This window comes from Streptomyces sp. NPDC033845 (genome assembly GCF_055576225.1).
Genome location: NZ_JBVIRI010000032.1, coordinates 20,292 through 41,337, shown reverse-complemented (window position 1 = coordinate 41,337; position 21,046 = coordinate 20,292). Strand labels below are relative to the sequence as shown.

The following is a 21,046-nucleotide window of genomic DNA, read 5'->3' as shown; positions in this document are numbered from 1 at the left end:
ATCCGACGAGGCCTACGACACATCCAGTACCGCAGCGACCTCATAGACGGCTGCCTCGCCGAAACCGGCCTGACCATCAGACCCGCCTGAACAACAGCACGACATCACGAGTTCAACCTCAGTAGGTGCCCAGCGCGATCAGCAGGTGAGACTTGCCTGTCCCGGAGTCGCCGATCAGGCAGAGCGGCTGGCCCTTGCGGACCCACTCGCATTTGGCCAGGGTGTGGATGGCCGCCGGGTCGACGTTCGGATTGGCGTCGAAGTCGAAGGCACGCAGGGACTTGTCGCGAGGGAAGGCGGCGGCTTTGATGCGACGCTCCGACCGGCGTCGGGCACGGTCGTCGCACTCGGACATCAGGAGCTCGGCCAGAAAGCCCCGGTAGGACATCTGCTCGCGGGAGGCCGCGGCCGCGAGGTCCGGAAACTGGCTTCGGATGGTGGGCAGCCGCAGCATGCGGCATGCCTGGTCGATCGCGGTGGTGGCGGCTTCTTCGGTGAATTCGCGCTGGCGGGGGACGGTCATGTGGCTTCTCCCTGGCTGGTGCCCTGGCCGCCGGTCCGGCGGCGGTTGAGGAGTTGGTCGTAGGCGGCCACCGAGGGAAGGGGCCGGGTGTCGGGCGGCAGGTGGGTCAGCCGGTAGTCGGCGAGGAAAGTCACCGTCGCGTGCTCCTCGACGGCTGGGGCAGGCACCTCGGGTGCGGGAACTTGGGGCGCGGGAGCGTCGCCGTCGGCAGCCTTGCGGGCCTCCAGAGCGACCGCGTCCGCCGTCAGAGCGCCGGCCCGGAAGGCCTCTGCCAGGCCCGCGACCACGTGCTCGTGGCGCATATGGCGCCCCAGAAGCAGCACCTGGATCAGTGCCCGGGTGCCTTCGGCGTCCCCATGAGCTGACCGGACCGCGGCCCACCAGCCGGGCCCGATGGCCCGGCGCGGTTCACTCGGTCCCGGGGCCGGGACTCCAGACGGCGGGGCCGCCGCCGCGCCATTCGATGAGCGCCCGGTCGTTGAGGTTGACGGTGCCGGGATCGAGTCCGGCCCGGCGGAGGAACTCCCTCAGATCACCCGGCCCTGAGGCGCGGCCGAGATCGTTGCCGTAAGCGCGGACCTGCCGTCGGCCTTGTGCGTCGGGTGGGTGGACGGCTATGGGCGGGTGGCCGGTCATTCCAGTACTCCGAGGGCGGTGTTCGGTCGGCAGTGGATGCAGGCCGGTATGCCTTCCGTGAGGGCGCGGCGGGCGGTGTCGGCGGTGGCGGGGGACCGGTGTTTGCCGGCGTCCCAGCAGTCGCCGAGGTGGATCCGGATCGGGGGTCGGGACGCGCCGATGCCCCGCTCGATCAGGAACGGCGGCGGGGGTGGAGCCGGCCGGGCCGGGGCGGCGGTGGCCGCTGCGGTCTGGGCTGCGGCCAGTGCCTGCTCGACCCGGACGAGCTCAGCGCGGAGGTAGATCGCCAGGACCTCCAGACGGGGTGGATCCGGGGGCAGGACCGTCATGATCAGTTCCCCGTCAGCGGCCTACAGCGGACACACAAGGGGTTGGCAGGGGCCCCGTAGCGCGCGCACTCCTTGCCGCACCGGGCACAGGGACCGGCCTGCGACGGCGCCCACACGGTGGGGCTGCTGGGGCCAGTAGGTGTCTCGGCGGCGCGCAGGGTGACGTTCTCGACCGGGGCGGCTGTGGTCATGCTGCTGCCCTCCGGGGTGCGGCGGGGGCGGTGCGGGCGGCACGGCGTAGGTCGGCGCGGCCGCCCCCGCCGGGGCCGGTCCAGTACGGGTGCGTGTGCAGGCGCAGCGACAGGGCGATCAACCGCCGCCGCGCCGTGGTGGTGCCGGCCGGGCCGCAGCCGGCGAGGTCGGCGTAGGCGGACTGCCAGGCCCGTTCCAGGGCGAGGAGGTTGGGCGGGAAGCGGAGTGGTGCTCTCACCCCTCCAGGGAAACACGTGTTCGATTTTCAAGGGAAGTCCGGATGCTCCGTCCGGGCCTCGGCCGGGCGCCGGATCCGGGCTCGGGGTGCGAGGCTGGGAGAGGGGCTCACCGTGGGAGGTTCTCGGATGCGGCCCATCTGGTCCGGTGCGATCTCGTTCGGCCTGGTCACCATTTTGATCAAGGTCTACCCGGCGACGGAGTCCCACGCGGTGGCCTTCCGCCAGGTCCATCTCGCCGACGGGGGCCGGATCCGCTACCGGAAGACCTGCGAGCTGGACGGTCAGGTCCTGGAGGCGGGCGAGATCGGCCGGGGCTACGAGACCGCGACCGGCACCCTCCTCCCGGTGACAGGCCAGGATCTGGACGGGCTGCCGCTGCCGACGGCGAAGGCGATCGAGATCGTCGGGTTCGTGCCGGCGGCGAGCATCGACCCGATCCAGATCGGCGCCTCCTACTACCTGGCCGCCGAAGGAATCGCCGCCAGCCCTACGAACTCCTGCGCCAGGCGTTGGAGCGCAGCAGCAGGGTGGCGGTGGCGAAGTTCGCGGTGCGCGACCGCGAGCGTCTGGGCCTCCTGCGCGTCAAGGACAAAGTGATCATGCACCACTCGCTCCGCTGGCCGGACGAGATCCGATCGCCGGAGCAGGTCCCGGTGCCGGAGGTGGAGGTTACCGACGCTGAGGTCGACGGGGCGATCGCCCTCGCCGAGTCCCTGACCGGCACCGATCTCAGCGGTCTGCGCGATGAGTACCGGGCCGCTCTGGAAGCCGTCATCGAGGCCAAGCAGGCTGGGGACCGGCCACGCTCGGCCGCCCAGGTCGGGCCGCCTTCGGCTGAGGTGGTGGACCTGATGGCGATGCTGGAGAAGTCGGTGAAGGACGCGAAGGCCAGCCGGGGCGAGGACGCCACCGTCCACCCCCTGCCCGACAAGACCGGCCAGGAGCCCAGGTCCCGCAAAGCCACCGCGAAGCCCCCGGAAAGCCACCGCGAAGCCCCCGGAAGGCGACCACCGTGAAGAAGGCCGCCGTGAAGAAGGCCGTGCCGCGGCGTAAGCCACGTAGTGCCTGACCGACGTCCGGCTCCGGTCCCGGCACCGGGGCCGGGGCCGGGAGGGGGGTCAGGCGGGCGGTGGGGTGGGGTGGACGGTGAAGACCTGGTCGGCGCCGGTGATGTTCAGGAGGCGGGTGAACTGCCGGGTGGGTGCGGCCAGGACCAGGTGCCGGCCGGCGGCTTCGGCATCGATGCGGGCGGCCAGGAGGACGTTGAGTCCGCTGGAGTCGCAGAACACCATCTGCCCCAGGTCCACCACGATCTCGCCCATACCAACCGTCAGGGCGGTGTCGACGGCGGCGCGGAGCTCGTCGACGCGGGTGGTGTCCATCTCGCCCCAGGGGCGTATCACGGTGCGCAGCCGGCCGGTTTCGATGTCGGTCAGCACACTGTCGTCGTGGTCGTCGCTGTACTGCGTCATCTCGGCCTTGTGTCCCTTCCCGGCTGGTCACAGCCTCGCGTTTGGATTGCCTGTCCAGGGTAGGGAGGGGTGGGCCGGTGTGTGGAGGGCGTGACAGGCGTGACAGGGCCTTCCCCTTGCCTGGGCCGGTTCGGTGGCGAGGTGTCAACGCCGGGTCGGGGGCACCGCTGCCTGCAGGCGAGGTAGTGCAGATGTGGTCTACCGGGGGAGGCGGGCGCTGACGGTCTTGCCGGTCTCGTGGAGGGTGACGGATGTGGTGTGGGCGAGGAGGTTGGTCAGGGGCCAGCCGTAGCCCCCGGTTCCGTCGTGCAGGCCGGGGTCGCGGCCTGCGGGCGGGAGCGGGCTGGGGTCCTGGACGCGGATGTCGATGCCGTCGGGGTAGGCGGCCAGTGTCAGGGTGCAGGTGCCGCCTGCGTGGCGCAGGGCGTTGGTGACGAGTTCGGAGACGACCAGGAGCACGTCCTCGACGTCCTGTTCCGCGACCGGGGGTCGAAGCCCGTCGATGAAGGCCCGGCTGCACGCCCGGGCGTCTGCGATCGAGGCCGTGGAGGGGTCGGCTGCTATCCCTACCCGGAGGGGCTCCATCCGGTCGGTCGGCACTTGGGCGCCCGCTGTGCTCATCAGGTGGACCTGGCCTCTCCTGGGCCGCACCGGGCCCGTGCCAAGCGTCTGCCCGCAGCGTACGGCACAGATTCTCCCCTATGGACCAAGCCGGTTCGTTATCGCCATCAAACCCGACTACCTTCCCTCCACGCCCACAAAAACCTGTGCTGGCCGGAGTAGACATTGCGCGGCGGTGTGGTTATGGTTTCTCTTGAACCGAGAAGGACCGCGGGCCCGGCAGAGACGAACTGCCAGGCAGTAGTAGAGGCATTGCCCGTAGTTGCAGTGCGCAGGACGGTGCGGTGGTGGAGTTTCGAAGCCAGGGTTGTTGCAGGACGGCGACGGGGCTGACGACCGGACCGGGTGGCCCGCAGTGATCAGGGGCCGCCGCCAAGCAGGACCGCAGTTAACGCAGTGGTTGCAGTACCCAGCAGTGAATTGAGTGGAGCGGTACCTCGGTGAAGGCGTCGGCTGCGGGCGCGCGCATCGGGAGGTTCGGCAGTGGGGTTCTAAGCCAGAGCGGTTGCAGGATGGGCGACGGGGCTGGCTGCCGGAGAGTGGCGCTCGGTCAGGCCACGAGCAGTACGTAGTATCAGCAGTTCGCAGTACCAGCGGTATCGAGTGAAGCAGTACCCGTAGTTCGCAGTATCAGCAGTACGCAGTCCCCCGTTTGGTAAGCAGTTCATCACCAGAGGGAAGAACGGAGGAACCGAAGCATCATCAGGATCGCCCGGACGCCACGCGGGTCCGGGTGCCGCAGGACATCGACAGTGAGGTGGTCTGAGGTCACGCATCCGCGATCCCCGCACGCCCGACGAAGTTCAAGTCGGGTCGGCGGACACAGAAGGCCGGCGCAGTCCCAGGGCCGGCAGATGGTGTAGCAGTTCCTTCGGGGCCCGGGAGCCACATGCTCCCGGGCCCCTCCATGCGTTTTCACAGAAGAGGTGCAATGACGGCAGAGAACCCGGCCGGCCCCTTGGGCGGGCACCTGGACGACGACGACTATCCCGCTTACACGATGGGCCGGGCCGCCGAGATGCTCGGCGCCACGCAGAACTTCCTGCGCGCCCTGGGCGAGGCCCGCCTGATCACCCCGCTCCGCTCGGCCGGCGGGCACCGCCGCTACTCCCGCTACCAGCTGCGGCTCGCCGCCCGGGCCCGGGAGCTTGTCGACCAGGGGACCCCGATCGAGGCCGCCTGCCGGATCATCATCCTCGAAGACCAGCTCGAAGAGGCCCAGCGTCTCAATGCCGAATACCGCCGCGGTGCCGTAGCAGGCGATCCTCTTCCCGCGGCCTGAACCCCCTCTCGCCCTCACCGCCGGCCCCGGGCCCTCAAGAACACCGCAGCCCCTCCCTGCTCCGTCCTCTGGGCCGTTGTTGGTTGCCTCTGGTGACGGCCCGTTGTCGGCGTGTAGCGTTCGGGGCAGCTGTCGTGGTTCGGATACCCCCGTTTTGCCCACGCCTTCGGCGTGGGCGTTTTGCTGTGCTGTGCCGCAGGGACCAGGGCGATCACCTCCGCCTTCCACACGGTGTGGGAGGCGTACTCGACTGGAGGCATGAGACATGGCTACGGGAACAGTGAAGTGGTTCAACGCGGAGAAGGGCTTCGGCTTCATCGCCCAGGACGGCGGCGGCCCGGACGTCTTCGCCCACTACTCCGCGATCAACGCCTCGGGCTACCGTGAGCTTCAGGAAGGCCAGGCCGTGACGTTCGACATCGCCCAGGGCGCCAAGGGCCCCCAGGCGGAGAACATCACCCCCGCCTGACCCTGCGACACCACTCTCTCCCGGACTGCCCCGGGGATGGGGTCTGTCAATCGAACGGCTCTGGCTCACATCCGGTGGTGACGTACGGCAACGATCGCCACCCGCAGCGATGCGCCCAGTTCGGCTCGTCGTTCAGGGCGCCACGGCTCCGGGTGTGTGGGAGGAGAGGCAGCTGGCCCCGATAGATATCACCGGCTCGACCAGCGCATTCCTCGATGGCTCAGCGTCACCACCGGATGTGAGCCAGAGCCGTTTACTGGACACACCCCCCCAGAGGCGAAACTCCGCAGGGGGTATCCCAAGCCTTCGCGAGCACACGCGAAGGCATCCCCCCTCCACCCGGGGCGTAGACGGCATCAGCTGTGACAGGCGCACCGAGATCTCCTGACCGCCCCCACGGCACGTCGATCGTGGTAGAGCAGGCGCAGCCGCCACCGGTGGGGTGGATAGCGCCTTGAAGACGCAGGCGCCCGATCTGAACCAGGGTGCGTACGGTGCTCAGAAGATCCGGGTCAACGAATGCTGGTCGTAGGGGAGCCGGGAGGAGGGTGCGGAGAACTTTCCCGTGCCGCTGCCTTGGTGGACGGACAGGTCGCCGTTGATGTTCTGGAGGAGGTCGCTCTTGCCGTCGCCGGTCACGTCGCCGGTGGAGACCAGAGTGCCCTTGATGGTCAGGGAGACCGGCGCCTTCTTGCGGGTCGCGAAGCCGCCCTTGCCGTTGCCGGCATACACCCACAGGGTGCGTGCGCTGTCCCGGGCCAGGAGATCGGTGATCCCGTCGCCGGTCACGTCGCCGGGCGAGACGAGGGTGTTGTACGTGTTCCAGCCCGCGCCCACGCGGGCGGCGGGCGCCAGGCCGCCGCGGCCGTTGCCGGCGTACCGCCACAGCACTCCCGCTCCGTCCCGGGCGAGCAGGTCCCGTCGCCCGTCGCCGGTGATGTCGCCGACGGCGGAGATCTCCTTCATCGTGTTCCAGTTCGTACCGGCCTTCACGCGGCTGCCGAAGGCGCCCTTGCCGGTGCCGGGGTAGAACCAGAGCACTCCCGAGGTGTCCCGGGCGAACAGGTCCTCGCGGCCGTCGCCGTTGTAGTCGCCGTGCCGGACCAGCTGCGTCATCGCGTTCCAGCCGCCGCCGACCACCCGCCCCTTCCCGTCACCGGGAAGGAACCACAGCCTGCCGTCAGCCGTGCGCTCCAGCAGGTCGGGCCGGCGGTCGCCGTCGAGGTCGCCGAACTGGGCGGCGGCCGGCAGCCCGGCCGGCCTGCGCTCGCCGGACTCGCTGACCCAGGGCATGTGGAAGGTGCCGTAGGCCATCTCGTACTCGCTGGTCGACGCCCGGACCGAACTGATCCGGTTGTCCAGCTCGTACAGGAACGCGTGCGGCGGCCCGTCCGGGCCGACCCAGTAGGAATGGCCGCTCAGGTCGAATCCGCGCTTCTCGTACCAGGCCACGTGCATCCGGCTGTTGTTCACATACGAGGAGATCCGGTCGTTCCACCAGCCCAGATCCGCCTGGCTGCCGGAGATGACGGCCATCGCACCCTGGTAGTCGGAGTACTGGAAGACACACAGCTTCCCCGCCGGGCACCGCTTCTCCCCACTCGGCGCCGCCGGCGAGGGCGAGGCCGTCGCCAAAAGCGCGGCCAGGGCCGCCACTCCCGCGACCGACGCGCCCACCACACGACGCGTCCACCGCGAGAGCCGTCGGGCCCGCCCTCTGGCACTTCTCGTATGCACGGAAGCGAACATGATTCCCCCACTTGGTTGCTTGCAGTGGCAGGCCGCAATCGGGTGCGCCGCCCACCGCGGAGGATCCTAGTCGGCCCCTCTCCCGCTTCCCCTGGCGGCTGGTTCGGGATGGCTAGGGCGCAAATGCGGCTGGTCGGGGGCATAGGCGGCGGCTGGCTCTTGTGAGCCGGCCGACGTCGTCGGGTCTGGCGTGCGTCGCCGCCGACCACGATCATGCCAAGGCCCCAGGGTTCCATCGGAGATCGGCCGCGAGGCCCGTTTCGCATGGGCGGGCATACCAGGGCGGTCCTCGGTTCGTCGAGCCGGAGGGGGCCGTGCCCCCGGTGCCGGAGTCAGCCGTGGTCTTCCCAGCCGGCCGCACAGAAGCGCGCCTCGCTGACGACGCCGTCACCGGCTCGCGTGGCTCGCACGTACATGCCCAGCCCGTCCGGCCCCAGGTCACCGCCGCATCCCACGACCAGGCCCATCTCCTCGTCCTCCGCCCGCTGCACCAGGACGGCGTCGACAGCCCTGACGCTCCCACCGATGAGGTCAAGGCCGTCGAAGACGACCTGAGGACCTTGACGCCCGTGCACGGTCACGGCAGCCAGGGTGGGCCCGCGCTCCTGCTCCCAGTAGTGCGCGGTCAGCCCGGCCTCGGCGAACTCGTCCTCGTTCAGGTGCCACTGCTCGCAGGTGCGGTAGATGGGGTGAGGGAAGCTGCCTCGGTGGACTGAGGGTTCTTCGCCGTTCAGCGCGGTCGCCACCTGCAGAGGGCCCATCCCGAACCGGAGCGGCCCCACTCCCCGCAGCGGCGCCCACTCCCACCGCGGCCGATCGCCCACGGGCCGCACCGACCATGCTCCGGGATTGGCCCCCCTCTCGCGGACGTCGTGCCATTCGAGCACCGGCTCGGTCCGGTAGGGATCCGACGCCACCTCCGACGCCACCACCAGCACCTCGCTGATCAGCCTGTCCGTCCGCTCCACATACCCCTTGGCCTTGAGGATCCGCTCATGCGCGGTACCCATGGACACACCCCAGGCCTCGACCTCCGGGTCACCACTCCAATTGACCCGGACCCCCACCCCCTGCCGACCCGCAAGAGCAAGGATGTCCTCGCGGACCGCGGAGGGCACCCTGCCCACCAGCTCCACGCCCCCGACCCGAACCTGAGGCCCGCCCAGCCCTTCGACCGCCACCGCGACCAACCGCTGCCCCGACCTGTAGACCGCGGTCACACACTCCTCGCCGTACTGCTCCCAGCCTATGGATCCGTCCCATCCTCCGTGTGTCACGGTGGCCACAGCCCCGTCCAGAGCCGCCTTGACCTCATGGGGACGCATCCCAAACCGCAACGGGCCCACCCCGACCAACGGTTCCAGCACCCACTGCCGCCGCTCCTCAGATCCCCTCTCCCACCAAGCCACGACAACCCACTCCTGCCTTACACCGAGCCGTTCCGACGATCTTGTGCGCACCCTATGCGGCACCACCGACACTGCCGGCGGGTGGCGCCGAACGGCCCGCCAGGGTGAACCCGCATTTCCTCGTAGCTGACCAGTGGGTCGGGAACCTACGGAGATCGCAGCGCGGCCCGTTGCCGCGGCCGTCGCTTCGCTTACCGTAGCTCCGCGCACCCTCAGCCCTCTCCCGGCCAGCAGTGCCCAGGGTGCGATGGAAGTGCCACCGTCATTGCACGGCTCACTCCAGCTGATGGGGCTGACAGGTATGTTCGGCCCAGCGATTGGACGAGGCGTCCATGTCGTACTCTGCTTTGATACAGCATCAAGCAGATTCTAGAACTGGAATCCGTCCGTGCTTCAGGCAGTGTGGATTTCGGTCAAGTCGGAGACGTGGTATGTGGTTTGAGAAAAGTGTAGTCCAGGATCGCCGGAACTGGGAATTGGTTCCTTTCTCTTCCGTCGGGCCTTTGAGGTTCGGTATGAGCCGCGATGAGTTGGCTGCGGCCCTCGGCGTGGAGAGGCCAGCCGCGCTGTCGAACGGGGAGACGGTGAGAAGTGAAATCTACGAAATCGGGATCACTGCCTATTACTCGCGTGGCTCAGATCTGAGCCTGACGGCAATCGCAGTAGATCCGGTTCGTGGTCCACAGATTCTGTTGGAAGGCGCCGAACTTACAGGGAGGCTGCCATCTGAACTGAATTCATGGATTGACCTTATGTCTGACAGCGGCCACGAGCTGCTCTTTACTCCCGTCGGAGAACCGAGCTTTCGCGATCTGGGAGTTCTGTTGCGATTGCAGCCCAATGGAGATCGCGCTTTGAGTCGCCCACTGCTCCTCGGTGGCAGTTGGGCGGACGAAGACTGGAGCGATCTCAGTTTTTTCTGACGGCTGTAACCGATCCGAGATAGTGCCCTTACGGTGGACGTTCTCTGCGGATAGGGCGCAGCGGGTGCGCTCCAGTTCTGTCTCTCGGCGCCCTGACCGCGCCACGCGCCACGACTGCCGCGCTGCCCCGCTACGACGGACCCTTCCGGGCCCGCACACGAAGAGGAACCATGCCCCACACCCCATCGCGCCTGCGGCGGCTCGCCGTCCTGGCCACCGCCGGTGCCACCGGCTCCCTCCTGCTGGCCGGTACCGCCACCGCCGTCGTCGGACCCATCGTCGCCGCGGGCGAGCACGCCTATGTCGCACGGGTCGTCATCGGCCCCGAGGCGACCGCGAAAGCCTGCACCGCAACGCTCGTCGACCAGAACTGGGTCCTGACCGCGTCCAGCTGCTTCGCCACCACCCCCGGCGCGGCCCTGCCCGCCGGGAAGCCGCAGCAGGCCGCCACCGTCACCTTCAGCAACGGCCAGACCGCCACGGTCACCGACCTCAAGCCGCGCGGCACCCGCGACCTGGTCATGGCCCGCCTGGACAAGCCCGTCACCACCATCACCCCCGCCGAGATCGCCACCACCGCCCCCGCTACGGGCGGCGAGCTGACCTCCGTCGGACTGGGCCGCAGCAACGCCTGGTGGGGGCTGTCGATCATCAGGCCGAACAAGGCGACGTTCAAGGTGAACTCGACCGGCTCCGGCGTGCTGAACGTGGCCGGCAAGTCCGCCGGCGACTCCATCTGCAAGGGCGACTCCGGCGCCCCGCTCCTGAACGCCGCCGGCGACCTCGTCGGCGTGGCGAGCCGGTCCTGGCAGGGCGGCTGCGCCGGCGAGAGCGAGACCCGCACCGACGCCATCATCGCCCGGGCCGACGACGTCGCCTGGTGGATCCAGCAGAACCGCCTCGTCGACATCATCCCCGACATGACCGAGGTCTTCACCACCGCCGACTTCAACAAGGACGGCCGCTCCGACATCGCCGTCGTCACCACCGACGGCAACATCCACACCGCCTACGGCCGCACCGACGGCACCTTCGAGTACGGCCGCCCCCTGTGGAAGCTCGACGGCAGCTGGAAGTCCCTCACCGACATCGTCGCCGGCGACTACAACGGCGACGGCACCATGGACATCGCCGCCGTATGGGGCGGCGGCAGCCTCCAGTACTACGCCGGCAAGCCCGACGGCACCCTCGCGCCGGCACAGAAGATGTGGCCCGACGACGCCGACTGGACCGGCATGCTCCAGATCGCCCGCTACAAGGTCGACAACTCCGGCCGCGACGGCATCCTCGCCGTCTGGAACGGCGGCAGCCTCTACGCCTACCACACCGGCACCAACGGCCTCCTCACCCAGCAGAAGCGCCAGATGTGGCCCGACACCTCGTGGAAGAGCATGAAGATCCTCACCACGGGCGACATCAACACCGACACCCGCGACGACGTCGTCGCCGTCTCCAGCGGCGGCTACCTCATGCGTTACGACGGCAACGCCCAGGGCGGCCTCAACGCCGGAGTCAACATCTGGGCCGACGCGGCCTGGGGCGGCATCAAGGTCTACGCCGGCGACTACGACGGCGACAAGAAGCCCGACCTCCTCGGACGCTGGGGCACCAACCTCAACTTCTACAAGGGCGACGGCAAGGGCGTCTTCGGCACCGGCACCAAGGCCTGGCCCAACTAGCAACACCCGCCCATCCGGCGGTGCGGGCAGCCAGCGGCTGCCCGCACCGCTCAGGCGGAAGCCCATGCCCGAGGCCAGGCCCGTTCACCCGTGACCACGTGCCAGGCAGAGACATCCCGCAGGCCATGACAGGCAAGCCCGAAGGGTCGCACCATACGCGGAACCCCCTGAGCCCTTCGAGGCGGAGACCGGGTACGGTGCGGGCGTGACCGAGCACCTTCCCTCCGACGTGGCCGCGGTGCTCGACACCCTCCTCGACAGCGACGACCCGGTCCACCTGGCCCTCCGCACCCAGATTCCCCACCTGCGTGTGCGAGAGCGTTGTGCGTGCGGGTGCGGTACGACCTACTTCGACCTCGACACCGCCTCTGTCCTACCGGCGCCGTCCGGACCGAGCACGGTAGTGGCCGCCGAGGCCCTGATTGGCGCCGATAGGGGCGACTGCCCCGGCGAAGTTCTGGTGTTCGCTCAGGCCGGCTACCTCTCCTGGCTGGAGGTCTGCTCCTGGAGCGAGGACACCGACGTCACCCTGGCGCTGGCTCTGCAAACGCTGCGTCGCCGGAAGGGCTGACCCGGGCCGGTGTGCTTTCCCCTGGGCGGGCGGGGTTGCCGCCACCCACCTGCGGACGCTCGCCCATCTGCTTCTGCCGGTTCGGCCCGTTCGGCGGAGGCTCCCGCCTGTAGGTGCAGAACCCGCAGGGGGAGCCGTTGACCCTGATCCGGCTGGGGACGGAGCGGTTCAGTAGGTTCACACCTGGGTGGAGTGTTCGGCCAGGAAGGAGCGGGCGGCTTCGGCGGCGGCCTTGCTGGTGGGGAACTCCGGTCGGCTCACGTGCTGGGTGCCGTCGGCGGCGATGGCGGTGTAGAGCCAGGTGTCGGTCTCCTTCTGGTGGAGGACGGCGGCGGTGCCGCCGGCGTGCTGGACGGCGACCGGGGGCTGGGGGAGGTCTGCGCGGGCCGGCACGGCCTCGGGCCACTTCACGCGGGCGGACTGCCGAGTGATGCCCCAGGCCTCCCCGATCCGGGCGTAGCTGGCGCCCAGGTGCCCGGCGACTTGCGCGGCGGCGGCGGCCTTGCGTTCGACGGCGCCCGCGGCCTGGCGGAGGGCGTGCAGGAGGGCGAGCTGGTAATCGCCGGAGAACACCACCTTGTCGGGCGCCTGCCCTCCTGCTGCTCGGTGGGCGCGGGCGCGTTCGGAGATCTGCCAGGCCATCGTGTCGGCGGCCTCGGCGATGGTGCTCTGCAGGTCGATCAGGTCGTCCTCGGACGGCTCGGCGTAGGCGGGGGTGCGGATCGCGGTGGCATCGCCCCAAACGCTGGTTTCATTGTCGGTTTCCATGAATGACAGTTTTAACTGTCAATGATGCGTAGTGCAATCGAATCTCCGCTGTTGGCATATGACAGTCCTTCACGTCGACTGTTCCGGTGTCCCCTCGAACTACCGCGTCGCCTCTGGTCCTTGGTAGGGCAACCAGTCCCGAGCAGGCACCGGATCCGGCACCGGAAGGGGAGCGGGCGGCGCCCGTCCCTTTGAAGGACGACCCAGCTGAGTCCACCCGTTGTTGTCCATCCTCTGAAGGCAGCCGGGGCACGATTCCGTCTTCCTTATGACGGGCGCCCCGGCCTGGGAGGTTCGGCTTGGATGGAGGGCGCCACCCACGCGGTCCGGCTGGCCCCGCCGTGCTGGCCGGACAGGCCCTTGCGTCCCGCAGGGTGCCCAACGGGACGCGGCGCGCACGGCGTTCGTGATGCTCCGCCCACGATGACGTGACGGGACCGACATACTCACCGAGATGCTGGCAGGCTGGGCCGCGCAGACCCTGGGCGGCTTCACGGTGTTCGCCGGAGGCGCCCTGGGACGCCGGTTTCGTCGGCGCCGGTCGGCGTCCGGTGCCGTCGTGGCCCCGCCGTCGGCTGGCCGGCCGCTCCGTACCTACACCCTGCTGGGATCACGGGTCGCGGACGGCCAGCCCATCCACCTGCCCAGCCGCCGGCCGGCCGGAACGGTGGTCTGCTGGCGGGGGTCCTGCGATGCGGTGGAGCGGTTCGAGCTGACCGACGCGCCGCTGGACGACGGCACGTTCGCAGCCGAACGCACGACGTGTACCGGCTAGTGCTGTGACCGGGAAGGTTCGCCGGGTTGAGGACGCTGGGCCCCCTCGGTGTTGTCAGAGGGAGGCCTGATGATATTCCCGGCCAGTCGCATATCAGGGACGAGGGAAGACATGCCATCGTTGCAACGCCTCCAGGCACTGCTCGGTAAGCCGGAGGAGGCGTGGGGCTGGCCGCGGCGACAGGTCTGGGAGGCCTCCGAACAGCACCTTGGTGTCATGCTCCCCGCGGACTACAAGGACTTCATGGACGTGTACGGGCCCGGAACCCTCGGCGGGTACCTCCACCTCGACCGGCCGACAGGTCTCATGACCCCTGCCGAACTCGAAGACTTCTGGTCCCTGGAGGCCTGGCGCGATGCACGGAAAGGCTGGGAGGACCTCTACCCCTTCCCCTTCCACCCCGACCCTGGTGGCCTCATCAGCTGGGGCCACGACGAGCACAGCAGCGAGTACTACTTCCTGGCCAACGACCCGGACCCGGACAACTGGGAGATCGTGGTCGGTAGCGAGTGCGCCCAGTGGTACCGCACCAGCGGCAGCTTCACCGACTTCCTGCTGCGCTGCTACGACGGCCTCGACCGGGCGCCGTTCATGGACCACGCCTGGCCCGGAGGCAACGCCCGCTACAAGCCCTTCGACACGTAGGGTGTGCCCGCGAAGGGCTGCCAGACCGGGCGGTCAGGCTGCTGTTTGCAGTGGTCTGCCGCCCCAACGGACACCTCGTTCGCTGCGGATGCGGGCGCGTTCGCGACGTTGGGCAGCCAGGACGTCGGGGTGGCGGGCGTTCTTGTTCCGCCAGCTCAGGTAGGCGTGCAGGGCCCGGGTCTGGACGGTGTGGTTGGGATGGTTCGAGTTGGCGAGGGTGAACTGCCGCAGCGGCCCGAAATGTGCCTCGATGGGGTTGGCCCAGGACGCGTAGGTGGGCGTGAAGCACAGCTCGACCTTGTTCTTCGCCGCCCACCTGCGGATCTTCCAGTTCAGGTGGGCGGAGAGGTTGTCGAGGATCACGTAGATCGGGGCGCCGTCCGGACGGGCAGCTCGGATCGACCGCAGGGCGGACCAGGTGTGGACGATGCCCTTGCGGCGCCGGTTGACACCCCACAGCTTGTCGTCACCGATCGAGTAGCAGCCGTGGAAGTAGGTGATGCCATGGGTGCGGCGGTAGGTGGCAGGCAGCCGGTCGGAGCTGCCTTGCTTCTGCCAGCAGGAGCCGGCGGTGGGGCGGATGCCCAGGGGCCCGAACTCGTCGAAGGCGAATGTGCGGTCAGGACGCTCGTTGAGCGCGTACTCGATCCTTTCCAGCTTGGCGTTGAAGGCCGGGTCTGGGGATTCCTTCCAGGTCTTCGTCCGCTGGAAGGTAATCCCCCGGCGGGTCAGCAAGCACCGCAGGGCCTCCCGGCCGATCCGCACCGGCCGGGCGATGTTCCTGCGTAAGTGATCGACCAGTTTGCGGACCGACCAGCGGGTGAAAGGCTTGCCCAGCACGCTCGGGCGGGTCGTGGCCGTCTGGATGACGAAGTCCTCGTCGTCACGGCTCAGCAGGCGGGGACGGCCTCCCGCCCACTGAGGGTTGAGGCATGCGAGCCCGATCTCGTTGAAGCGGTGGATCACGTCACGGACGGTGTCCTCGTCCGCCTGGACCAGACGCGCGATCACCGGGACCGTGTTGCCGCCGGCCGAGGCCAGCAGCATCATCGCCCGCCGGAACCGCACCGAGCTCGTGCTGCCCCGCCGAACGATCTGCTGGAGCTTCTGTCCCTCCTGCTCAGTCAGCCTCCGAACCCCGACCGATGGTGCCATCCCACCCCTTGCTGGTTGGAAGTCGTCACTTCAATCAGCACAACGAGCAACCCGGTGAACTATTCCGGTCACAGCACTAGTTCCCAGCTCGGTCAGCGGCGCGAGAGGCGCCATATTTCGACCATACGATGGCGCTCCGATCACGGTAGGAGAGGGCGGAGTGCATGGGCTGGGTAGAGGTGACGAGCGCAGTCGCGGCCGTGGCCAGTGGGATAGCCGCTGGGGGTGCCTGGAAGGTCGCCGGTGAGTCGCGGGACACCGCGCAGGGCGCGGCCGAGACCGCGGAGGCCGTAGGCAGGATCGAGCGTGACCGGCTGCATCACGAGCTGACGCCGCAGTTCGAGGTGTCGCTGACCCAGCTGAACCCGCACTCGGCGGCTCGGGGCACCCTGCGGGTGACGTGGACGGGGCCTTCGACGCTGGAGCGGTTGGCGGAGGTGTTCGTGACCGTCCGTGACGACGGCCTGCACCGGAGTGCCTCGTCGGCCGGGGTCGAGCCGACCGCGCAGCAGATCAGCAGGACGATCTGGGGGCCGTACCGGATCTTCCCCGAGGACGGAGTCACCGAGGGCGGCCGGACCGCGCGGAAGACGAACGTGGAGCTCGGCGGGACCGTGGTCCTCGGCATGGAGAAGACGCCAAGCCCGCCCTGGATCCCGTTCCCCGTGTTCTGGGATATGGATCAGGCCGGCAAGCCTGTGCGGCTGCGCATCGAGGCCGTGCACCCTGACTTCCGGCCATGGGTGAAGGTCCTGGAGGTGCACATGGAGCGGCCCGCGGAATGGGACGCCGCAGGCGGCTGAGCAGGGAATACCGGGCGGCCGGCTCGGTCACGGCCGTGCCCGTCGTTTCACCGGACGGCTGGGCTATTGCCCACGGTGTCGTGGAGGGCCGCCCACAGCATCTTTCGGTGGTGACCTGAGCGGCGCCCGGGCGCGTTCGGTAAGGCCTTCGGACAGGGCGGCCTCCCGGCGGACCGTGTCCGCCCCACCGGTCCCCACGCAGATGGTTCCCTCAGGAAGATCGGTGGAGCCGAGATGATGCGGTCCAGCTTCATGCCCAAGCAGTACTGCTACCGAACGGGAAGGCGATCAGGCTGGGCGGCGTCCACTCGCAGTCCAGCGCACCCGTAGTACCGGGAGACTTCTGCCAGTTCAGTAGGCCGTCCGCAGGTACGAGCCCTTACGCTAACTGCACTATGACTGGAAACCCGCACGCCGGAAACCCCTGAGATATCGGGGTACTTGCAGACCCTGACGTAAACCCTGCCTCCGCCTATGTCTGTGCTGTGCCCGGGAAGACCCCAGACCCGGCACACAGCGCCACTCTCGGAAGGGTGAAACATCAATGGCCGCAGCCTGGCTGATAGCTGCATTTCTTTTGCTGTTCCTCCCCGTACTGCCCTGGATCGTTCTGCCATTGAGGCAGCAGGCAGGAATTGCAGTGGGAGCAGCGGGATGCCTCCTCGGAATACTCCTTTGGATTTCCGGCATCGACGGAGGTGAGCCATTCTATGGCCTCCTCATCTTCAGCGGTCTTGCCCGTATGGCATTGGAATTCACGGGGAGCCTTGAGGACATGCGGGCGGAGTACCGCTCCAGGCGGGATGGCGAAGCTAACAGTTGAGCCACCCCGCAAGGCGGCCGGCGCCAGGCGCACTTCCGTCAACTGAAGGCGGACCTGGAATTCGTGCCAGTGAGCCTTTTCCATCCTCACGCTGAGGCGTGACGAAGGGCGAGGACGGTCTGGACGATCGTGATGATGCCGTGGCACTCATCGGGGTGAGGGCGACACGGGCCGCTGCCCGCGCCTCCGATCCTTACGCCGTACCGGGGCCATGTTCCAGATTTCTGGAACGGGTCCTGAGGGCAGGCGCTTGGTGCCGCCTGCAGCACGCGTTCGCGAGAATGCTTCCTTGCACGCACGTTTCGATCTGAGGTGGGTTCGTTGGTCTGGTGGGCGGAAGGGTTCCTCCGGGACGGGGAGCGTCCTGCGTGGGCATGGGCTCCGTTGAAGTCCGTGGGGCCCATACGGTTCGGTCAGAGCAAGGAGGAAGTCTCAGCCGCTCTGGGCGAGCCGATCATGGCATGGGACACGAAGAAGTACGCGCGCTGGTTCCCCTTCGAAGGGGTTGGTATCGACACCTACTACGACCAGGAGACGCAGACCCTGGCTGCAGTAGCTGTCGACGCCTGCCGGGGCCCGCAGGTCAGTCTCGGTGGCGTCCCTCTGGTTGGTCGACTGCCGTCGGAACTCGAACCCTGGATCGAGAAGACCGCGTCAACACTTGACGATCCGACACTGCCCGGGTATGTCGATGGCCTGCGCTTCGGGCCCCGCGGGGAGCCGTATCTCCTCAGTTTGGGATTGGTCCTGCGCTCCCAGCAGAACGGAGACCATGCCCGCTGTCGCCCAGTGTTCCTTGCGCCTCAGTGGGCCATGCAAGGCCAGGCATGGATCGAAGACTTGATCCCCGACAGGGAGTGGCTGACGTACTGAGCTGTTTCGACCTGACGGAAGGTTGGGCGTGCGGCCCCAGCGGCGGAGATGAAGAGAGCTCCTGGTAGACGGGTTCACGACCAAGATCACCAATCCGCCAGGAGCTTTCTCTTGCTTGTCTACCCGTCCGCTATCGACCTGTCCAGCCGCACCCTGCGCCACCTCTCCGGTCTTCTCGCAGGTCACCGCCGCCGCATCGGCTCCCGCTGGCGTCGCCTGACCTGCGGCCGGCAGGCCCTGCTCGTCATGGCTCACCTGCGCTGCGGCGACACCTACGCGCGCCTCGCAGCAGGCTTCCGCATCGGGATCGCCACGGCTTTCCGCTACATACGCGAGGCCGTCGACCTCTTGGCCGCCCTCGCGCCCACGCTGGAACAGGCCATGGAGACCGTGCGGAAGAAGGCGTACGTGATCCTCGACGGCACCGTGCTGCCGATCGACCGCATCGCCGCCGACCGCCCGTACTACTCGGGGAAGAAGAAGCACCACGGGATGAACGTGCAGGTCCTCGTGGATCCAGCCGGCCGTCTCATCTGGGCCTCGGACGCGCTACCCGGGGCCGTGCACGATCTGACCGCGGCCCGGATCCACGGGATTCCCGCTGCCCTCGCCGCCGACGCCATCAAGTGCTGGGCCGACAAGGCGTACCAGGGCGCAGGACCTGCGGTCCGCGTCCCGTTCCGAGGCAAGAATCAGCGTGGCTGGCGCCGACGTCACAACCGCGACCATGCCAAGATCCGCGGCCTCGGCGAACGTGCCATGGCCACTCTCAAATACTGGCGGCTCCTGCGGAAGCTCCGCTGCAGCACCACCCGGATCACCGCCACTGTCCGAGCCGTCGGCGCCCTTGAACTCGCCGCCTGATGATCAAGATGGAAAAGGCTCACTGACCGCCCTCATACAGCCGAGTAGCCGGTTATCGGCTAGATCGTGACGCAAGCTCGATCATCGGTCCGGCGCAATTCAGGCCCAGGCGAGCCGTCAGCACCCTCTTGCTTCAGATGTCCCACAGGTCCATGTTGTGGAGGGTGCCAAAAGACGTAGTACCGTCATTGAGGTTGACCAGAATTGGCCAGCAGCCGAAGAGGCGAACTCGTTCGTCGCGTGTGTGAATATAGTCTCCGCAGTTAAGCGGGACGATGAGCAGGGAATCGGTCGATTCAATCATTTCGTGGTCGATCTGCAAGCTTAGACTGTTCTCTTCATTGAAACCCCTCAGGACCTCTCCAGCCTTGCGGAGGGCGTCTTCATATCCGATCAATTTGCCCTCATTACTTGATAACTTTTCCAGTTGGGCGCAGGGTGGCACTTTTGATCTGACCATCCAGGAATACGACCGTGCCGTCGACGTTGGCTACATTGAATACGTGCGCGGCCCGCTTTCCGGCGCCGTACACGATGCCACGTGCAGGCGTTCTTGCAGTACGTCTGTCTGCGGCGGGTGTCTGCGGCGGCGAACACGGAGACGAGTACGCGGAACGCTTTGACGTATTCGTCGGCGGGGAGGCCTGAGAATCCGTAGCGGGGTGGGTCCACGCAGATCATCACTGAGGGGTTCGCGGTGGGTTTCACTCCGGATCGGGCCACGCCGGCGCGGCCGTCCGCGGCCGTGATGTGCGCCTGCATCGCGTAGCCGCCGATCTGCTGCAGTACTTCCCGCTGGCCCGCCAGGGAGAGACCGGAGAACCAGGCAACCCCGTCGTCCAGGGTTCGGAGTTCCTGGGCGATCTGGTTCACGACCAGCTGGGTCTGGGAGCGGCCGTCCGCGTTGCTCGTCGGGGTCATCTCGTGATCATTCCATTGGGTGGCTGGTGCCGATCCGGTGTCGGGTGGCTACTTGGGGCGGTGCGCGGTTCAGGGGCGTGGCTGGCTGAGGGCGGTGGCGGGTGTGCGTGCGGGGCTGCATTCGACGATCTCTCGTGCGGCCTGCAGTGGGATGGGCTGCTCGCCGAGGAGCTTGGTGATGAGGATGGCGCTGATGATGGGGACGCCTTGGTCCTTGAGATGTTGCTGGACGGTGTCCATGTCGGTGCCGGCAGCGAGCAGGCCCCTGCATACCTGGATGTGGTCGGCTACCTGCTGCGCATGCTCGGGGGACAGCCCGAAGACCGACGCGAGGAGTTCTTCAGCGGTGGGACTCTGCATGCCGGAGATCCTCTCAAGGCCCCGTTGCCGGTTCCACACGGTTTCGGGGGGCGCCGGCTACCTGGCCCAGTCGACTCCGAGTTCGGCGAGCGTAGCCAACTGGGCGGGGTCGAGCCGGTTGCGGCGCTGTTTCTGGTTGACGATGCGGTGCGGTGGGGTCCGTCCGGGAGCTCCTCGACGTGGTTCCGGCCGGGAAGGCCTCCGCACGGTGATCCTCCCCAACCCTCGCGCCGGGTGGCTGCGTACAGTCCGGGCATGAAGATCGTCAGTGGTGTCGTCGGTATCGAGTACTCGCACTTCTACGTGAGCGAGGCGTTCGACGACGTAGGTCCGGGCCCGGACTTCCGCATGGACGAGCCGCTGATCATCACTGCGGGGCAGCTCACCGTCATCAGCCGTGTCCAGTCCCACCAGGCGTGGGTGACGCTGATGGTCACGGACGAGGTGCCGACGGAGCAGTCGAAGGAGTGGCCGCTGCTGGGGGTCTGGCCGTATACGCCGGCCGCCGACGGGCGGATGTTCCTGCACGGTCCCACCACCGGCCCGGCGGCACCCGCGATGGGATGGCTGTCAGGCGGCGTCCACCACCCCGGGCCTCTGCAGCTGGACCCGGGCACCGCCTACGCGGTCCACGCCTACGCCCGGGGCCGCCACGACTCCCGGGAGCGGCACGAAGCCGCCATGGACCGCGAGGAGTACGGCGTATGCGAGGGATTCGAGGACTACGTCATCGTCTTCGTCCCCCAGACCCCGCCGACCGAGCCGACCACGGCCGACCCCGAGGAACTCCCCGGCACCCAAGACGAGGGTGCCGACCGGGACGGGATCACCTTCAGGCCACCGGCAGGGGAGCCGGGGCAGGGAAGCACGTTCTGGGAGCGCGGGTAGGCTCCGCGACACGACGGATCGAGCGAGACCAGCAGCCGGGCGCCCGTTCGGCACGAGCCCGCCGCCGGCCGAACCCG

Annotated in this window: 26 protein-coding genes and 2 pseudogenes; 14 read left to right on the top strand and 14 right to left on the bottom strand. The window is 68.2% G+C overall.

The window, feature by feature from the left end; genetic code table 11:
* A pseudogene (locus ACZ50K_RS35065) lies at positions 1-90 on the top strand (transposase); the annotation flags it as partial.
* 34 nt (positions 91-124) lie between these two features.
* Here the strand turns inward: ACZ50K_RS35065 and ACZ50K_RS35060 are convergent.
* The 5 genes and pseudogenes from ACZ50K_RS35060 to ACZ50K_RS35040 all read right to left on the bottom strand — a co-directional run.
* Positions 125-523 (bottom strand): annotated as a pseudogene (locus ACZ50K_RS35060) (ATP-binding protein); the annotation flags it as partial.
* Positions 520-825, bottom strand: coding sequence for a calponin homology domain-containing protein (locus ACZ50K_RS35055; RefSeq protein WP_468910983.1), 306 nt, complete (start codon positions 823-825; stop codon positions 520-522). The gene ACZ50K_RS35055 and the pseudogene ACZ50K_RS35060, both read right to left, overlap by 4 nt.
* Positions 826-931: 106 nt before the next feature.
* Positions 932-1,159, bottom strand: coding sequence for a hypothetical protein (locus ACZ50K_RS35050; RefSeq protein WP_468910981.1), 228 nt, complete (start codon positions 1,157-1,159; stop codon positions 932-934).
* Positions 1,156-1,488, bottom strand: a complete 333-nt coding sequence (locus ACZ50K_RS35045) for a DUF6233 domain-containing protein (protein ID WP_468910978.1) — start codon at positions 1,486-1,488, stop codon at positions 1,156-1,158. Before ACZ50K_RS35045 ends, ACZ50K_RS35050 begins: the two co-directional genes overlap by 4 nt.
* 187 nt (positions 1,489-1,675) lie before the next feature.
* Positions 1,676-1,918: a hypothetical protein gene (locus ACZ50K_RS35040; protein ID WP_468910975.1), complete on the bottom strand. Its 243-nt coding sequence runs from the start codon at positions 1,916-1,918 to the stop codon at positions 1,676-1,678.
* Between the two features lie 127 nt (positions 1,919-2,045).
* Here ACZ50K_RS35040 and ACZ50K_RS35035 point away from each other — a divergent pair, with 127 nt between their 5' ends.
* Both ACZ50K_RS35035 and ACZ50K_RS35030 read left to right on the top strand, forming a co-directional pair.
* Positions 2,046-2,516, top strand: a complete 471-nt coding sequence (locus tag ACZ50K_RS35035; RefSeq protein ID WP_468910973.1) for a Ku protein — start codon at positions 2,046-2,048, stop codon at positions 2,514-2,516.
* Positions 2,447-2,935, top strand: a complete 489-nt coding sequence (locus ACZ50K_RS35030) for a Ku protein (RefSeq protein ID WP_468910970.1) — start codon at positions 2,447-2,449, stop codon at positions 2,933-2,935. The genes ACZ50K_RS35035 and ACZ50K_RS35030 overlap by 70 nt, the downstream gene beginning before the upstream one ends.
* A 102-nt stretch (positions 2,936-3,037) precedes the next feature.
* Here ACZ50K_RS35030 and ACZ50K_RS35025 read toward each other — a convergent pair whose 3' ends face one another.
* The gene (locus ACZ50K_RS35025) at positions 3,038-3,391 is read right to left on the bottom strand and encodes an STAS domain-containing protein (protein WP_468910968.1); all 354 of its coding nucleotides are present in this window, start codon (positions 3,389-3,391) and stop codon (positions 3,038-3,040) included.
* 198 nt (positions 3,392-3,589) lie between these two features.
* Complete coding sequence (locus ACZ50K_RS35020) at positions 3,590-4,012, bottom strand: ATP-binding protein (protein ID WP_468910966.1); 423 nt, start codon at positions 4,010-4,012, stop codon at positions 3,590-3,592.
* A gap of 931 nt (positions 4,013-4,943) precedes the next feature.
* Between ACZ50K_RS35020 and ACZ50K_RS35015 the strand changes: the two genes are divergently transcribed.
* Both ACZ50K_RS35015 and ACZ50K_RS35010 read left to right on the top strand, forming a co-directional pair.
* A complete protein-coding gene (locus ACZ50K_RS35015; protein WP_468910964.1) occupies positions 4,944-5,294 on the top strand; it encodes a MerR family transcriptional regulator in 351 nt (116 codons plus the stop codon).
* Between the two features lie 265 nt (positions 5,295-5,559).
* Positions 5,560-5,763 carry a cold-shock protein gene (locus tag ACZ50K_RS35010; RefSeq protein WP_468910962.1) on the top strand — a complete coding sequence of 68 codons (204 nt, stop codon included), beginning with the start codon at positions 5,560-5,562 and terminating at the stop codon, positions 5,761-5,763.
* A 498-nt stretch (positions 5,764-6,261) separates the two neighbouring features.
* Here ACZ50K_RS35010 and ACZ50K_RS35005 read toward each other — a convergent pair whose 3' ends face one another.
* Together ACZ50K_RS35005 and ACZ50K_RS35000 are read right to left on the bottom strand one after the other, a co-directional pair.
* Positions 6,262-7,512, bottom strand: a complete 1,251-nt coding sequence (locus ACZ50K_RS35005) for an FG-GAP-like repeat-containing protein (protein ID WP_468910961.1) — start codon at positions 7,510-7,512, stop codon at positions 6,262-6,264.
* Between the two features lie 332 nt (positions 7,513-7,844).
* Positions 7,845-8,732, bottom strand: coding sequence for a hypothetical protein (locus ACZ50K_RS35000; protein ID WP_468910960.1), 888 nt, complete (start codon positions 8,730-8,732; stop codon positions 7,845-7,847).
* 704 nt (positions 8,733-9,436) lie between these two features.
* On the opposite strand from ACZ50K_RS35000, the gene ACZ50K_RS34995 reads away from it, so the two are divergent.
* The 3 genes from ACZ50K_RS34995 to ACZ50K_RS34985 all read left to right on the top strand — a co-directional run bounded on the left by ACZ50K_RS34995 (position 9,437) and on the right by ACZ50K_RS34985 (position 12,094).
* Complete coding sequence (locus ACZ50K_RS34995; RefSeq protein WP_468910958.1) at positions 9,437-9,844, top strand: hypothetical protein; 408 nt, start codon at positions 9,437-9,439, stop codon at positions 9,842-9,844.
* A 170-nt stretch (positions 9,845-10,014) separates the two neighbouring features.
* Complete coding sequence (locus tag ACZ50K_RS34990; protein WP_468910956.1) at positions 10,015-11,523, top strand: FG-GAP-like repeat-containing protein; 1,509 nt, start codon at positions 10,015-10,017, stop codon at positions 11,521-11,523.
* A gap of 205 nt (positions 11,524-11,728) precedes the next feature.
* Positions 11,729-12,094 (top strand): hypothetical protein, encoded by a 366-nt coding sequence (locus tag ACZ50K_RS34985; RefSeq protein WP_468910955.1) that lies wholly within the window; start codon positions 11,729-11,731, stop codon positions 12,092-12,094.
* Between the two features lie 177 nt (positions 12,095-12,271).
* On the opposite strand, the gene ACZ50K_RS34980 is transcribed toward ACZ50K_RS34985, so the two are convergent.
* Positions 12,272-12,862: a hypothetical protein gene (locus ACZ50K_RS34980; protein WP_468910953.1), complete on the bottom strand. Its 591-nt coding sequence runs from the start codon at positions 12,860-12,862 to the stop codon at positions 12,272-12,274.
* A 454-nt stretch (positions 12,863-13,316) separates the two neighbouring features.
* On the opposite strand from ACZ50K_RS34980, the gene ACZ50K_RS34975 reads away from it, so the two are divergent.
* Together ACZ50K_RS34975 and ACZ50K_RS34970 are read left to right on the top strand one after the other, a co-directional pair.
* Positions 13,317-13,637: a hypothetical protein gene (locus tag ACZ50K_RS34975; protein ID WP_468910951.1), complete on the top strand. Its 321-nt coding sequence runs from the start codon at positions 13,317-13,319 to the stop codon at positions 13,635-13,637.
* A 111-nt stretch (positions 13,638-13,748) separates the two neighbouring features.
* Positions 13,749-14,282: an SMI1/KNR4 family protein gene (locus tag ACZ50K_RS34970; RefSeq protein WP_468910950.1), complete on the top strand. Its 534-nt coding sequence runs from the start codon at positions 13,749-13,751 to the stop codon at positions 14,280-14,282.
* Between the two features lie 33 nt (positions 14,283-14,315).
* Here ACZ50K_RS34970 and ACZ50K_RS34965 read toward each other — a convergent pair whose 3' ends face one another.
* Positions 14,316-15,437, bottom strand: a complete 1,122-nt coding sequence (locus ACZ50K_RS34965) for an IS630 family transposase (protein WP_468910948.1) — start codon at positions 15,435-15,437, stop codon at positions 14,316-14,318.
* A 179-nt stretch (positions 15,438-15,616) separates the two neighbouring features.
* Between ACZ50K_RS34965 and ACZ50K_RS34960 the strand changes: the two genes are divergently transcribed.
* The 3 genes from ACZ50K_RS34960 (at position 15,617) to ACZ50K_RS34950 (ending at position 18,800) form a co-directional block, all read left to right on the top strand.
* A complete protein-coding gene (locus tag ACZ50K_RS34960; protein WP_468910945.1) occupies positions 15,617-16,240 on the top strand; it encodes a hypothetical protein in 624 nt (207 codons plus the stop codon).
* 1,279 nt (positions 16,241-17,519) lie between these two features.
* Entirely contained in the window at positions 17,520-17,936 is a 417-nt protein-coding gene (locus ACZ50K_RS34955) for a hypothetical protein (protein WP_468910942.1), read from the top strand.
* 111 nt (positions 17,937-18,047) lie between these two features.
* Positions 18,048-18,800 (top strand): transposase family protein, encoded by a 753-nt coding sequence (locus ACZ50K_RS34950; RefSeq protein ID WP_468910939.1) that lies wholly within the window; start codon positions 18,048-18,050, stop codon positions 18,798-18,800.
* A 133-nt stretch (positions 18,801-18,933) separates the two neighbouring features.
* Here the strand turns inward: ACZ50K_RS34950 and ACZ50K_RS34945 are convergent, their stop codons facing one another.
* The 3 genes from ACZ50K_RS34945 to ACZ50K_RS34935 all read right to left on the bottom strand — a co-directional run bounded on the left by ACZ50K_RS34945 (position 18,934) and on the right by ACZ50K_RS34935 (position 20,081).
* Entirely contained in the window at positions 18,934-19,122 is a 189-nt protein-coding gene (locus tag ACZ50K_RS34945) for a hypothetical protein (protein ID WP_468910937.1), read from the bottom strand.
* A 71-nt stretch (positions 19,123-19,193) separates the two neighbouring features.
* Positions 19,194-19,721 (bottom strand): DUF5958 family protein, encoded by a 528-nt coding sequence (locus ACZ50K_RS34940; RefSeq protein ID WP_468910934.1) that lies wholly within the window; start codon positions 19,719-19,721, stop codon positions 19,194-19,196.
* A 69-nt stretch (positions 19,722-19,790) separates the two neighbouring features.
* Positions 19,791-20,081: a hypothetical protein gene (locus ACZ50K_RS34935; protein ID WP_468910933.1), complete on the bottom strand. Its 291-nt coding sequence runs from the start codon at positions 20,079-20,081 to the stop codon at positions 19,791-19,793.
* A gap of 255 nt (positions 20,082-20,336) precedes the next feature.
* Between ACZ50K_RS34935 and ACZ50K_RS34930 the strand changes: the two genes are divergently transcribed.
* Positions 20,337-20,969 carry a hypothetical protein gene (locus tag ACZ50K_RS34930; RefSeq protein WP_468910931.1) on the top strand — a complete coding sequence of 211 codons (633 nt, stop codon included), beginning with the start codon at positions 20,337-20,339 and terminating at the stop codon, positions 20,967-20,969.
* Positions 20,970-21,046: the final 77 nt, after the last annotated feature.